This is a genomic window from Kribbella qitaiheensis (genome assembly GCF_042657745.1).
Lineage (GTDB): Bacteria > Actinomycetota > Actinomycetes > Propionibacteriales > Kribbellaceae > Kribbella > Kribbella qitaiheensis.
Genome location: NZ_JBHSKE010000013.1, coordinates 45,514 through 58,219, shown reverse-complemented (window position 1 = coordinate 58,219; position 12,706 = coordinate 45,514). Strand labels below are relative to the sequence as shown.

The window sequence follows — 12,706 nt, the reverse complement described above, 5'->3', positions numbered from 1 at the left end:
AAGGTTTTAGCTCACCGCTAAGAGATCCACTACGCTGAACGGATGGCGGATCATGTCGACCTGGTGCTCGAACAGTGGGGCGAGCAGCGCCCCGACCTGGACGCGTCGCCGATGGCGGTGCTGGGCCGGCTGAAGCGGCTCGCGCTCCTGGTCGACGGCGAGCTCCGGCGCAACTTCGCCGCCCACGACCTCGACTCGGCCTCGTTCGACGTGCTTGCGACGCTGCGCCGGAGCAATGCGGAGCACAGCCTGACCCCGGCCGGTCTGATGCGGTCGTCGATGGTCACCTCCGGCGCGATCACCCAGCGGCTGGACCGGCTCGAGGCCCGCGGCCTGGTCACCCGGAGCCGCAGTGAGACCGACGGCCGCGGCGTCGAGGTGAAGCTCACCCCGGCCGGCCTCGAGTTGATCGACGCCGCCCTGCCGACCCACGTGGCCACCGAGGACCGGCTGCTCGAAGCGCTCTCCGGGCCGGAACGCGACGCCCTCGCGGACACTCTGCGGACCTTGCTCGAATCCCTCGGCGACAACACGGACTGACGGCATGACCTCGGCCGGCAACGACCCCCTGTACGCCGGGAAGTTGCGCTCGGCGCTCACCGATCTCCTGGTGACGCAGGGCGTGATCCACGACGAGCGGGTCGAGGCGGCCTTCCGGGCGGTGCCGCGGCATGTCTTCGTGCCGTTGGTGCCACTGGAGATCGCGTACACCGACGACGTGGTGCTGATGAAGCGGGATGAGGCCGGGGTCGCGATCAGTTCGGTGTCCCAACCGACGGTGGTCGCGATGATGCTCGAGCAGGCGGATATCCGGCCGGGGCATCGAGTGCTGGAGATCGGCTCGGGCGGCTACAACGCCGCACTGCTGAAGGAACTGGTCGGTCCGGACGGCTCGGTGACCACGATCGACATCGATCCGGACGTCGTGGACCGCGCACGGGCGAGCCTCGCCGAGGCGGGGTACCCGGAGGTCGAGGTGGTCTGGACCGACGGCGAGTTCGGATCGGCGGAGAGCGCTCCCTATGACCGAATCGTGGTCACCGTGACGGCCTGGGACATCGCCCCGGCCTGGATCGAGCAGCTCGGCGCGGACGGGCGGATCGTCGTACCGCTGCGGGTGCGAGGGCAGACCCGGTCGATCGCCTTCGACCTGGAGGACGGATACCTGCGGAGCCGGTCGATGACGTTGTGCGGGTTCGTGAACATGCAGGGGGCCGGGGCGAACTTCGAGCGGGTGGTCCCGATCCATGGGGACAAGGTCGGGTTGAGCATCGACGAGGACCAGTCGATCGACGCGGCCGCGCTCGACGGAGTACTGCGGCAGCCGCGGGCGCGGGCCTGGTCGGCAGTGCTGATGAACCGCGAGGAGCCGGTGTCCGATCTCGATCTCTGGCTGGCGTCGACGCTGCCCGGGTACTGCGTGCTGACGGCCGGGCGGTCCGCGCGGAAGAAGGGGCTGGTATCACCGACGCCGCGCTGGGGAGCCTCCGCGATCGTTGCCGACGGCACCCTTGCCTACGTGACCTCGAGGGCCACCGTCGACCCGGACTTCGTGGAGCTCGGGGCGATCGGACACGGACCGGACGCGTCAGACCTGGTCGCGCGGCTGATAGCCCAGATCCAGTTCTGGCATCACCACCACCGCCACGGCGCCGAGCCCGTCGTCACCATCCACCCCGCCACAACCCCGACCGCCGAACTCCCCACCGGCCACCACATCCCGAACCGTCACACCCGAACAACCATCACCTGGCCCTGACGGTCGGCTGTGGGTCAGCCTTTCGGTTGGGGTGGGCGGCCGGCGTTGCGGACTGTTTGCCAGAGCTCGTCCATGTCGGTGCGGTCGTCGGGCTCGGGTTTGTCGACCCAGCCGCTGGCCCAGACGTTCTCGTCGCGGCCGGTGTCGAAGACGGATTCGGCGAACGCGGCGGAACCGAGGTACCGGTTCTCTTGCTCGGCCGGGTCGGGGCGGGGAGTGCTCTCGGGGCTCTCCTGATTGTTCTGAGCGGCCTTCGGACGGCCCGTGGGAGCGACCAGGCCGCGGGCGTACTTCTGGGCCTCGATGATGCCCAGGTCCCGCTCCTCGCAGATCAGCCGGACCGCGGTGACCTCGTTGCCGGACGCCATCAATTCACGGATGCGCTGCTCGAACTCGCCCTTCGGGGTCGGCAGGTTGTTCTGCGACGGCCGATGGGACGGCACGCGGGCAGCCGGCTGCCAGACGACGGGCGGAGGCGGCGGGTACTGCCCCGGCTGGTACTGGCCGGGCGCCTGGGACTGGGCGGTCGGCGCGGGAGAGGAGTGCTGGCCGGGCGCTGGGTACTGCCCGGGCCCAGCGGCTTGCTTGCCTGCCTGGAGGAGTTGCTGGAGCATTCCGGCCAGTTGCGCGCTGCTTTGCGCCCGGCCGGACCCCTGACCCTGCGAGGCGGGGAACGTATTGCCCTGTCCCTGGCCGGCGGGTTGGGTGTACTGGCCCTGCAACTGGGTGGGCTGCGCGCCGGACTGCTGGGCCTGCATCCGCTCGATCAGGCGCTGCACCCGCGGGCTGGGGTTGCTCTTGTCCGCCTTGCGGTTGCTCGCGTTCTTGATCAGCGCGCCGACGATCAGCACCCCGATGAAGACGATGAACTCCAGCATCAAATGCCTCCCGGCCCGGCTCACTGAACTACCTGGTACTCAGCGTAGGGGCAGCCCGGTCCTCCCGCGGGCCACCGGCCGGGCGCTGAGTCCGGCTGCGACTGGGCGGGGACTGGGCGGGGAGTCGGCCGCAGTACGTGGTGACCGCTACAATTGGGCGTACCGCTGATCACTTTCGAAGGGCTTCCCGCGTGGCAACGACGAACGACCTCAAGAACGGCATGGTGCTCAACCTGGATGGGCAGCTGTGGTCCGTCGTCTGGTTCCAGCACCACAAGCCCGGCAAGGGCGGTGCCGTGATGCGGACGAAACTCAAGAACGTGCTGTCCGGCAAGGTGGTCGACAAGACGTTCAACGCCGACGTCAAGGTCGAGGTGGCCAACGTCGACAAGCGGGACATGACGTACCTGTACAACGACGGCGGCTCCTACGTCTTCATGGACAGCTCCACCTACGAGCAGGTGCACGTTACCCCCGAGGTGGTCGGCGAGGCCTCGCACTTCCTGCTGGAGAACCAGGACGCCATCGTCGCCGTGCACGAGGAACTGCCGCTGTACGTCGAGCTCCCGCCGTCGGTCGAGCTGACCGTCGAGTACACCGAGCCCGGCCTGCAGGGCGACCGCTCGACCGGTGGCACGAAGCCGGCCAAGCTCGAGACCGGCTACACGATCAACGTCCCGCTGTTCCTGACCACCGGCGAGAAGGTCAAGGTGGACACCCGGACCGGGGACTACCTCGGCCGCGTCACGTCCTGAGCCCCGAAAGCTGACAACAGAACATGTCTGCCCGTAGCAAGGCCCGCAAGCGCGCCCTCGACGTGCTCTACGAGTCGGAGGTCCGCGGGCTGCCCGTCGGCGGCACCCTCGGCGACCGGGTGGCTGACAACGACCCGCCGGTGAACGAGTTCACCGTGGCGCTGGTCGAGGGTGTCTCGGAACACATCGACTCGATCGACGAGCTGCTCAGCACCCACTCGGTGGGCTGGACGCTGGACCGGATGCCGGCGGTCGACCGCAACATCCTGCGGATCGGCGTCTACGAGCTGTTGTTCGACGAGCAGGTGCCGGACGTGGTGGCGGTCAGCGAGGCGGTGTCAATGGCGCGCGACTTGTCCACCGACGAGTCGCCGGCCTTCGTGAACGGCCTGCTGGCGCGGCTGTTGCAGCTCAAGCCGACCCTCGGAGTCTGAGCTCCACGGTCTGAACAGCCCCAGAAACACAACGGGCCCGGTACCGCCACGGTGCGGTGCCGGGCCTTCTCAGCCTCCCCCTTCGTGGGCGCGGGGGGAACGGCCCCGGCCTGGTACTGAAAATGCCTGGTACTCCGTAGTTCAGGTCTTCCAGGTGTTGCTGGTCGCCCGTCCTCGTGAAGGAGGGCGGGCAGGCGGCCGTGGGCAAGCTGCTACGAGCCCCGACCGTCTTGTCGCGCCCGGCTCAGCCGGCTGCTTCGGACTCCTCGACGTCGCCCTTCGCCTCCGGGTTCAGCACGCCCCAGGAGATGAAACGCTCGGTCAGAGTCGTCGGCGACTCGTCGTAGATCACCGCAAGAGTGCGCATGTCGTCCTGACGGATCGACAGCACCTTGCCGTTGTAGTCCCCGCGCTGAGCCTGGATCGTGGCCGCGTACCGCGCCAGCGGCCCGGCCTCGCTCGCGTCGAGGTGCTGCAGAGCCTCCAGATCGAGGATCAACCGGGGCGGAGCTGCAGCCGCAGCAGCCGCACTGGCGGATCCAGGAAGCAGCTCACGGATCGGCACGCCGTAGAAATCGGCGAGCTCCGCGAGCTTCTGGACGGTGACGGCCCGATCGCCACGCTCGTACGAGCCGACGACGACCGCCTTCCAGCGACCCTTGGACTTCTCTTCCACGCCGTGCAGCGACAATCCCTGCTGCTGGCGGATGGCGCGCAACTTGCCGCCCAGTGTCTTCGCGTATTCGCTAGGCACGCTGGTTCTTCCCTCCGACTTTTGATCGACTACCCGGTGGCCCGGATGGGTGGGCCGTTTTGGTGAAACCCCCCACGATTACACAGAGTAACAATATTCCGGCCGCGAGGCTAGCGTCAAGACGGCGTGTCACATCCGCTAGCATGTCAAGCGGTCCGAACGTCCTTTAAAGACCCGTCCAGAGAGGCGGGAAAGGAGGAACGGTAGCGATGAGCCCTGCCTTGGTACCAGAGCCCGCGCCCGAGTCAGTCTCCGAGACTGCCCCGGTCGCCAAGGCCGTACCCCGCACAGTGCTGGATGCTTCCGACATTTCCCGGGCACTGACCCGGATCGCGCACGAGATCCTCGAGCGCAACCGCGGTGCCGACCCCGTGGTCCTGCTGGGTATTCCCACCCGAGGGGTGGGGCTCGCGAGCCGCATCTCCGACCGCATCGCGGCGGTCGAGGGGCGGAGCGTGCCGACAGGGTCACTCGACGTGACGATGTACCGCGACGACATCGGCCTGAAGCCGGCCCGCGCGCTGGAACACACCGACATCCCGCCGGGCGGCATCGACGGCAAGGTCGTCGTGCTGATCGACGACGTGCTGTTCTCCGGCCGCACCATCCGCGCCGCGCTGGACGCGATCGGCGACATCGGCCGCCCGAGGGCGGTCCAACTGGCCGTCCTGGTCGACCGCGGGCACCGCGAACTTCCCATCCGCGCCGACTACGTCGGCAAGAACCTGCCCACCTCGCTGGTGGAGCGGGTCACGGTCCACCTGACCGAGTACGACGGCGCCGACGCCGTCCTGATCGCCGACCAGACCCACCCCGACAAGTCCCGCCCCGACAGGACGTCAGCTGACAAGAAGTCCGGCAGCACCGACAAGACGGGAGCCTCCGCGTGATGCGGCATCTGCTGAGCGCGGGCGATCTGAGCCGCGACGACGCCCACCTGATCCTGGACACCGCCGAGGAGATGCGCTCGCTGGCGGACCGGCCGATCAAGAAGCTGCCCGCGCTGCGCGGCCGCACGGTGGTGAACCTCTTCTTCGAGGACTCCACCCGGACCCGGATCTCGTTCGAGGCGGCCGCCAAGCGGTTGTCCGCCGACGTGATCAACTTCTCCGCCAAGGGCTCGAGCGTGAGCAAGGGGGAGTCGCTCAAGGACACCGCGCTGACGCTGCAGGCGATGGGCGCGGACGGCGTTGTCTGCCGCCACGGCTCCTCGGGTGCCCCGCACCTGCTGGCCAACTCCGGCTGGCTGACCGGCGCGGTTGTGAACGCCGGTGACGGCACCCACGAGCACCCGACGCAGGCGCTGCTCGACGCCTTCACCATGCGACGCCACCTCGGCTCGCTCGAGGGTCGCCGGATCACCATCGTCGGCGACGTCCTGCACAGCCGGGTGGCCCGGTCGAACGTGCTGCTGCTCTCGACGCTCGGCGCCGACGTCACCGTGGTGGCACCCCCGACGCTGCTGCCCGTCGACATGACCACCTGGCCCTGCGAGACGTCGTACGACCTGGACGGGGCGCTGGCCAAGAGCGACGCGGTGATGATGCTGCGGGTGCAGCGCGAGCGGATGAACGACGCGTTCTTCCCCAGCGCCCGCGAATACACCCGCCGCTACGGCCTGGACGTGCACCGGATGGCGCAACTGCCGGACGAGGCGATCGTGCTGCACCCCGGCCCGATGAACCGCGGCATGGAGATCAGCGCCGAGGTCGCCGACTCGACCCGCTCGGTGATCGTCGAGCAGGTCACGAACGGCGTGGCGATCCGCATGGCCGTCCTCTATCTGCTGCTCTCAGGAACATCCGAAACGCCGAACACTGAGGAGACCACCGCATGACCGCTTTCCTGATCACCGGAGCGAGCATCATCGGCGGTGAGGTGGCGGACCTGCTGATCGACAACGGCGAGATCGTCGCCATCGGCAACGACCTCGCCGCTCCGGAGGACGTGGAGAGCATCGACGCGAGCGGCAAGATCGCTCTCCCCGGCCTGGTCGATCTCCACACGCACCTGCGCGAGCCCGGTCGCGAGGACGCCGAGACCGTACTCACCGGCACCCGGGCCGCGGCGCTGGGCGGCTTCACCGCCGTGTTCGCGATGGCCAACACCGACCCGGTCGCAGACACCGCCGGAGTCGTCGAGCAGGTCTGGCGCCTCGGTCGCGAAGCCGGGTACGCCGACGTCTACCCGATCGGCGCGGTCACCGTCGGCCGGCAGGGGACGCAGCTCGCGGAACTTGGCGCGATGGCGGACTCGGCGGCCAGGGTGCGAGTGTTCTCCGACGACGGCGACTGTGTCTGGGACGCCGCCCTGATGCGGCGCGCACTCGAGTACGTGAAGGCCTTCGGAGGCACGATCGCGCAGCACGCGCAGGAGCCCCGGCTCACCCAGGGCGCGCAGATGAACGAGGGAGCGCTCTCCGGCGTTCTCGGACTGACCGGCTGGCCGAGTGTGGCCGAGGAGTCGATCATCGCGCGCGACATCCTGCTGAACGCGCATGTCGGGTCCAAGCTGCACATCTGCCACCTGTCCACCAAGGGCTCGGTCGAGATCGTCCGGGCCGCGAAGCGCCGGGGGCTCGAGGTCACCGCCGAGGTGACGCCGCACCACCTGCTGCTGACCGAGGACCTGGCGGCGTCGTACAACCCGGTCTACAAGGTGAACCCGCCGCTGCGGACCAAGGAGGACGTCGAGGCGGTCCGCGAGGGTCTGGCCGACGGCACGATCGACATCGTCGCCACCGACCACGCCCCGCACCCGGTCGAGGACAAGGACTGCGAGTGGAGCGCGGCGGCGTTCGGGATGACCGGGCTGGAGACCGCTCTCTCGGTGGTCCAGCACGCGATGATCGACACCAAGCTGATGTCGTGGGCGGACCTCGCCGACCGGATGAGCTACCGCCCGGCCGCGATCGGCCAGGTCAGCGGCGAGCACGGACAGCCGCTGGCAGCGGGAGCGCCCGCCAACCTGGTCCTGGTCGACCCGGCCGGCGAGCGCACCGTGGTACCGAGCGAGACGGCTTCGTTGTCGCGGAACACGCCGTTCGACGGGATGACGTTGCCTGGTCGCGTCGTCGCGACCTTCCTCCGCGGGAAGCCGACCGTACTGGACGGGAAGCTGACCCGGTGAAGACCGTTCTGGGCATCATCGGCACCTTGCTGGTGATCGGCGCGGGCTGGTTCGGCATGTACCGCGGCTGGCGCAACCGCCAGCAGCGGCAGGCCGACCTGGGCCCGCTCCCGGCGGTCCCGGCCGACGTCAAAGGCGCCAAGACAGAGGGCGTGTACGTCGCCACGACGACGGCAGGCGACTGGATGGACCGGATCGCCGTGCACGAGCTCGGAGTCCGCAGTACGGCGGACCTGGCCGTCAGCGAGGCCGGCCTGATCTTCCACCGGCAGGGCGCGGCGGATGTCTTCATCCCGGCTGACCACCTGACCGGGGTCCGGACCGACCGCGGTATCGCCGGGAAGGTGACCGCCGAGGCTTCCGGCCTCGTGGTGGTCACCTGGACCCACGACGGCCACGAGCTCGACACCGGCTTCCGGCCGCGCCGCAAGGCCGACACGCGCCCCTTGACCGATTCCATCTCGACCCTGATCGGAGCCGAGTAAATGAGCCAGGCAGCTTCCACAGCCGCCCTGCTGGTCCTCGAGGACGGCCGTGCCTTCGCCGGTACGTCGTACGGGGCGACCGGCGAGACCTTCGGCGAGGCGGTGTTCACCACCGGCATGACCGGCTACCAGGAGACGCTGACCGACCCGTCGTACCACCGCCAGATCGTCACCCAGACCGCGCCGCACATCGGCAACACCGGGGTGAACGACGAGGACGACGAGTCCCACCGGATCTGGGTCGCCGGGTACGTCGTCCGCGACCCCGCCCGGGTGCCGTCGAACTGGCGGGCCAAGCGCACCCTCGACGACCAGCTGAAGGCGCAGGGCATCGTCGGGATCTCCGGCATCGACACCCGCGCCCTGACCCGCCACCTGCGCGAGCGCGGCGCCATGCGGGCCGGCATCTCCACCGAGATCCTGGACCCCGCGGCGCTACTGGCCAAGGTGCTCGAGCAGCCGCCGATGGTCGGCGCCGACCTGGCCTCGGAGGTCACCACCGCCGAGGCGTACGTCGTACCGGCTGAGAGGGAGAAGCGGTTCACCGTGGTCGCGCTAGACCTCGGGATCAAGTCGATGACGCCGAAGCGGATGGCCGAGCGGGGGATCGAGGTCCACGTGCTGCCGGCCACCGCCACCCTGGAGGAGGTGCTGGCGGTGAACCCGGACGGCATCTTCATGAGCAACGGCCCGGGCGACCCGGAGACCACCGAGCACCCGACCACCCTGCTCAAGCAACTCCTCGAGCAGAACAAGCCGTACTTCGGCATCTGCTTCGGCAACCAGGTGTTCGGCCGGGCGCTCGGACTGGGCACCTTCAAGCTGAAGTACGGGCACCGCGGCATCAACCAGCCGGTGCTCGACCGGGCCACCGGCAAGGTGGAGATCACCTCGCAGAACCACGGGTTCGCCGTGGACGCGCCGATCGACGAGAAGGTCGAGACGCCGTACGGGACCGCCGAAGTCAGCCACATCTCGCTCAACGACAACGTGGTCGAGGGTCTGAAGCTGACCGGGCGCGACGGGCGCGTGCTGGCCTTCTCGGTCCAGTACCACCCGGAGGCCGCGGCCGGTCCGCACGACTCGGCCTACCTCTTCGACCGCTTCGTAGAACTGATGGAGAATCGCTGATGCCCCGCCGTACAGACATCGAGTCGGTGCTGGTGATCGGCTCCGGGCCCATCGTGATCGGTCAGGCCTGCGAGTTCGACTACTCCGGCACCCAGGCCTGCCGGGTGCTCAAGGAGGAGGGTTTCCGGGTCATCCTGGTGAACTCGAACCCGGCCACGATCATGACGGACCCGGAGTTCGCCGACGCCACCTACGTCGAGCCGATCACGCCGGAGTTCGTCGAGAAGGTGATCGAGAAGGAGCGCCCGAACGTCCTGCTCGCCACCCTGGGCGGCCAGACCGCGCTGAACGCAGCAATCGCTCTCCACGAGAACGGCGTGCTGGAGAAGTACGGCGTCGAGCTGATCGGCGCCTCGGTGGACGCGATCCAGCGCGGCGAGAACCGCGAGTCGTTCAAGGCGATCGTGGAGAAGCTGGGCGCCGAGGTCGCGCGCTCTGTGGTCTGCCACAGCATCGACGACGTGATGGCCGCCGCGGCCGAGCTCGGCTACCCGCTGGTGGTCCGGCCGTCCTTCACGATGGGCGGCGTCGGCTCCGGGATGGCGTACGACGAACCGGACCTGCGGCGGATCGCCGGGGCCGGGTTGTCCGCCAGCCCGACGACGGAGGTCCTGATCGAGGAGTCCATCGTCGGCTGGAAGGAGTACGAGCTCGAGGTGATGCGCGACAAGGCCGACAACGTCGTGATCATCTGCTCGATCGAGAACGTCGACCCGATGGGCGTACACACCGGCGACTCGGTCACGGTGGCGCCGGCGATGACGCTGACGGACCGCGAGTACCAGGTGATGCGGGACCTGGCCATCGGCATCATCCGCGAGGTCGGGGTCGACACCGGCGGGTGCAACATCCAGTTCGCGGTGGATCCGTCCGACGGCCGGCTGATCGTGATCGAGATGAATCCACGGGTGTCCCGGTCCTCCGCGCTGGCGTCGAAGGCGACCGGCTTCCCGATCGCCAAGATCGCGGCGAAGGTCGCCATCGGCTACACGCTGGACGAGATCCCGAACGACATCACCAAGCAGACCCCGGCGAGCTTCGAGCCGACGCTGGACTACGTCGTCGTCAAGGTGCCGCGGTTCGCGTTCGAGAAGTTCCCGGCCGCGGACGCCACGCTGACCACGCACATGAAGAGCGTGGGCGAGGCGATGGCGATCGGCCGCAACTACACCGAGGCGCTGCAGAAGGCGCTGCGCTCGCTGGAGAAGCCGGAGGCGCGGTTCTCCTGGGCCGAAGCGCCCGCGAGCGACCTCGAGCCGTTGCTGGAGGCAATCAGGACGCCGCACGACGGCCGGCTGCGCACGATCATGGACGCGATCCGGGCCGGGGCGAGTCCGGAGCAGATCTTCGACGCGACCAAGATCGACCCGTGGTTCGTGGACCAGCTGTACCTGATCCACGAGACCGCTCTCCAGGTCGCGGCCGCACCCCGGCTGACCCCGGAGATCCTGCGGCTCGCCAAGCGCCACGGGTTCTCCGACCTCCAGCTGGCGGAGATCCGCGGGCTCACGGAGGACGTCGTACGGGGTGTCCGGCAGGCGCTCGGGATCCGGCCGGTCTTCAAGACGGTGGACACCTGCGCGGCCGAGTTCGCCGCCACCACGCCGTACCACTACTCGTCGTACGACGAGGAGAGCGAGGTGGCTCCGCGCACCGAGCCCGCCGTCCTGATCCTCGGATCGGGGCCGAACCGGATCGGGCAGGGCATCGAGTTCGACTACTCCTGCGTGCACGCGTCGATGGCGCTGCGCGACGCCGGCTACTGCACCGTGATGGTGAACTGCAACCCGGAGACCGTCTCCACCGACTACGACACCTCGGACCGGCTGTACTTCGAGCCGCTCACCTGCGAGGACGTGCTGGAGATCGTGTACGCCGAGATGCAGGCGGGTCCGGTCGCCGGCGTGATCGTGCAATTGGGCGGGCAGACTCCGCTCGGACTGGCCCAGCGGCTCGCGGACGCGGGAGTGCCGATCGTCGGCACGTCGCCCGAGGCGATCCACCTCGCGGAGGAGCGCGGCGCCTTCGGCAAGGTGCTCGCCGACGCCTCGCTGCCGGCGCCGAAGCACGGCACCGCGATGTCCTTCGACCAGGCCCAGACGATCGCCGCCGAGATCGGATTCCCGGTGCTCGTGCGGCCGTCGTACGTGCTGGGTGGTCGCGGCATGGAGATCGTCTACAGCGAGGCCGAGCTGACCGCCGCGCTGCAGCGGCTCAGCGGTGACGCGATCGCGGCGAACTGGGAGCACCCGGTGCTGATCGACCGGTTCCTGGACGACGCGGTCGAGATCGACGTCGACGGGCTGTACGACGGCAACGAGTTGTTCCTCGGCGGCGTGATGGAGCACATCGAGGAGGCCGGGGTGCACTCGGGCGACTCGTCCTGCGCGCTGCCGCCGATCACCCTCGGGAACGCGGACATCCAGAAGATCCGCGAGTCGACCGAGGCGATCGCGCGCGGCGTCGGAGTACGGGGTCTGCTGAACGTGCAGTACGCGCTCGCCGGCGACGTGCTCTACGTGCTCGAGGCGAACCCGCGGGCGTCCCGGACGGTGCCGTTCGTCTCCAAGGCGACGGCGACGCCGCTGGCGAAGGCCGCGGCCCGGGTGATGCTCGGGGCAACGATCGCCGACCTGCGGTCCGAGGGGATGCTCCCGGCCGAGGGCGACGGTGGCACGCTGCCGGCCTCGACGCCGATCGCGGTCAAGGAGGCCGTGATGCCGTTCAACCGGTTCCGCACCATCGACGGGACGTCGGTCGACACCCTGCTCGGACCGGAGATGCGGTCCACCGGCGAGGTGATGGGCATCGACGACACCTTCGGTACCGCGTTCGCCAAGTCCCAGGCAGGGGCGTCCCAGCCGCTGCCGGGATCCGGCAAGGTGTTCGTGTCGGTCGCCAACCGGGACAAGCGGCACATGATCTTCCCGGTCAAGCGGCTGGCGGATCTCGGCTTCCAGATCTACGCGACCGAGGGGACGGCCGACGTACTGCGGCGCAACGGGGTCGAGGCGGTCACCGTCCGCAAGAGCAGCCAGGGCCCGGGGCCGAACGGCGAGCCGACGATCGTCCAGATGGTCCAGGACGGTGAGCTGAACCTGATCGTCAACACCCCGATCGGGATCACCCAGGGCGGTTCGCCGCGCATCGACGGCTACGAGATCCGCAGCGCGGCGGTGGCCCGAAACATCCCGTGCATCACCACGGTGCAGGGCCTGGCCGCGGCGGTGCAGGGGATCGAGGCGCAGCGGGCCGGGGACATCGGAGTGCGCTCCCTGCAGGACTGGACCTCACGGATCCGCGGCAAGGCCGACTCGGCGCCGGGTGCCGGCGCAAACGTCGGCGCGGGTTCGGCGAGTGTGGGTGTGGAGAGCTGAGCGG

Annotated in this window: 12 protein-coding genes; 10 read left to right on the top strand and 2 right to left on the bottom strand. The window is 69.1% G+C overall.

What is annotated here, in order from left to right:
• The first annotated feature begins 42 nt into the window (after positions 1-42).
• Positions 43-540 (top strand): MarR family winged helix-turn-helix transcriptional regulator, encoded by a 498-nt coding sequence (locus tag ACFPJ1_RS12865; RefSeq protein WP_380103816.1) that lies wholly within the window; start codon positions 43-45, stop codon positions 538-540.
• A 4-nt stretch (positions 541-544) separates the two neighbouring features.
• The gene (gene fxlM, locus ACFPJ1_RS12860) at positions 545-1,759 is read left to right on the top strand and encodes a methyltransferase, FxLD system (RefSeq protein WP_380103815.1); all 1,215 of its coding nucleotides are present in this window, start codon (positions 545-547) and stop codon (positions 1,757-1,759) included.
• Positions 1,760-1,773: 14 nt separating this feature from the next.
• On the opposite strand, the gene ACFPJ1_RS12855 is transcribed toward fxlM, so the two are convergent.
• A complete protein-coding gene (locus tag ACFPJ1_RS12855; RefSeq protein WP_380103814.1) occupies positions 1,774-2,637 on the bottom strand; it encodes a hypothetical protein in 864 nt (287 codons plus the stop codon).
• Positions 2,638-2,828: 191 nt separating this feature from the next.
• On the opposite strand from ACFPJ1_RS12855, the gene efp reads away from it, so the two are divergent.
• The gene (efp, locus tag ACFPJ1_RS12850) at positions 2,829-3,392 is read left to right on the top strand and encodes an elongation factor P (RefSeq protein WP_380103813.1); all 564 of its coding nucleotides are present in this window, start codon (positions 2,829-2,831) and stop codon (positions 3,390-3,392) included.
• Between the two features lie 23 nt (positions 3,393-3,415).
• Positions 3,416-3,826 (top strand): transcription antitermination factor NusB, encoded by a 411-nt coding sequence (nusB, locus tag ACFPJ1_RS12845; protein WP_132188735.1) that lies wholly within the window; start codon positions 3,416-3,418, stop codon positions 3,824-3,826.
• Positions 3,827-4,070: 244 nt separating this feature from the next.
• Here nusB and bldD read toward each other — a convergent pair whose 3' ends face one another.
• On the bottom strand, positions 4,071-4,580 hold the full coding sequence (bldD, locus tag ACFPJ1_RS12840) for a transcriptional regulator BldD (RefSeq protein WP_380103812.1): 510 nt from the start codon (positions 4,578-4,580) through the stop codon (positions 4,071-4,073).
• 209 nt (positions 4,581-4,789) lie between these two features.
• Between bldD and pyrR the strand changes: the two genes are divergently transcribed.
• The 6 genes from pyrR to carB are packed head-to-tail and all read left to right on the top strand — an operon-like array spanning position 4,790 to position 12,702.
• Positions 4,790-5,470 (top strand): bifunctional pyr operon transcriptional regulator/uracil phosphoribosyltransferase PyrR, encoded by a 681-nt coding sequence (gene pyrR / locus ACFPJ1_RS12835; protein WP_380103811.1) that lies wholly within the window; start codon positions 4,790-4,792, stop codon positions 5,468-5,470.
• On the top strand, positions 5,470-6,417 hold the full coding sequence (locus tag ACFPJ1_RS12830; RefSeq protein WP_380103810.1) for an aspartate carbamoyltransferase catalytic subunit: 948 nt from the start codon (positions 5,470-5,472) through the stop codon (positions 6,415-6,417). Before pyrR ends, ACFPJ1_RS12830 begins: the two co-directional genes overlap by 1 nt.
• Positions 6,414-7,709 carry a dihydroorotase gene (locus ACFPJ1_RS12825; protein WP_380103809.1) on the top strand — a complete coding sequence of 432 codons (1,296 nt, stop codon included), beginning with the start codon at positions 6,414-6,416 and terminating at the stop codon, positions 7,707-7,709. The genes ACFPJ1_RS12830 and ACFPJ1_RS12825 overlap by 4 nt, the downstream gene beginning before the upstream one ends.
• Entirely contained in the window at positions 7,706-8,194 is a 489-nt protein-coding gene (locus ACFPJ1_RS12820) for a PH-like domain-containing protein (protein ID WP_380103808.1), read from the top strand. The genes ACFPJ1_RS12825 and ACFPJ1_RS12820 overlap by 4 nt, the downstream gene beginning before the upstream one ends.
• The gene (gene carA / locus ACFPJ1_RS12815) at positions 8,195-9,325 is read left to right on the top strand and encodes a glutamine-hydrolyzing carbamoyl-phosphate synthase small subunit (RefSeq protein WP_380103807.1); all 1,131 of its coding nucleotides are present in this window, start codon (positions 8,195-8,197) and stop codon (positions 9,323-9,325) included.
• Positions 9,325-12,702, top strand: a complete 3,378-nt coding sequence (carB, locus tag ACFPJ1_RS12810; RefSeq protein WP_380103806.1) for a carbamoyl-phosphate synthase large subunit — start codon at positions 9,325-9,327, stop codon at positions 12,700-12,702. Before carA ends, carB begins: the two co-directional genes overlap by 1 nt.
• Positions 12,703-12,706 lie beyond the last annotated feature (4 nt).

What these genes read in the sequence shown, in the direction of transcription:
- ACFPJ1_RS12865 (WP_380103816.1), top strand. Translation starts at nt 43, where the DNA reads ATGGCGGATCATGTCGACCTGGTGCTCGAACAGTGGGGCGAGCAGCGC.
- fxlM (WP_380103815.1), top strand. Translation starts at nt 545, where the DNA reads ATGACCTCGGCCGGCAACGACCCCCTGTACGCCGGGAAGTTGCGCTCG.
- ACFPJ1_RS12855 (WP_380103814.1), bottom strand. Translation starts at nt 2,637, where the DNA reads ATGCTGGAGTTCATCGTCTTCATCGGGGTGCTGATCGTCGGCGCGCTG.
- nusB (WP_132188735.1), top strand. Translation starts at nt 3,416, where the DNA reads ATGTCTGCCCGTAGCAAGGCCCGCAAGCGCGCCCTCGACGTGCTCTAC.
- pyrR (WP_380103811.1), top strand. Translation starts at nt 4,790, where the DNA reads ATGAGCCCTGCCTTGGTACCAGAGCCCGCGCCCGAGTCAGTCTCCGAG.
- ACFPJ1_RS12830 (WP_380103810.1), top strand. Translation starts at nt 5,470, where the DNA reads ATGCGGCATCTGCTGAGCGCGGGCGATCTGAGCCGCGACGACGCCCAC.
- ACFPJ1_RS12825 (WP_380103809.1), top strand. Translation starts at nt 6,414, where the DNA reads ATGACCGCTTTCCTGATCACCGGAGCGAGCATCATCGGCGGTGAGGTG.
- carA (WP_380103807.1), top strand. Translation starts at nt 8,195, where the DNA reads ATGAGCCAGGCAGCTTCCACAGCCGCCCTGCTGGTCCTCGAGGACGGC.
- carB (WP_380103806.1), top strand. Translation starts at nt 9,325, where the DNA reads ATGCCCCGCCGTACAGACATCGAGTCGGTGCTGGTGATCGGCTCCGGG.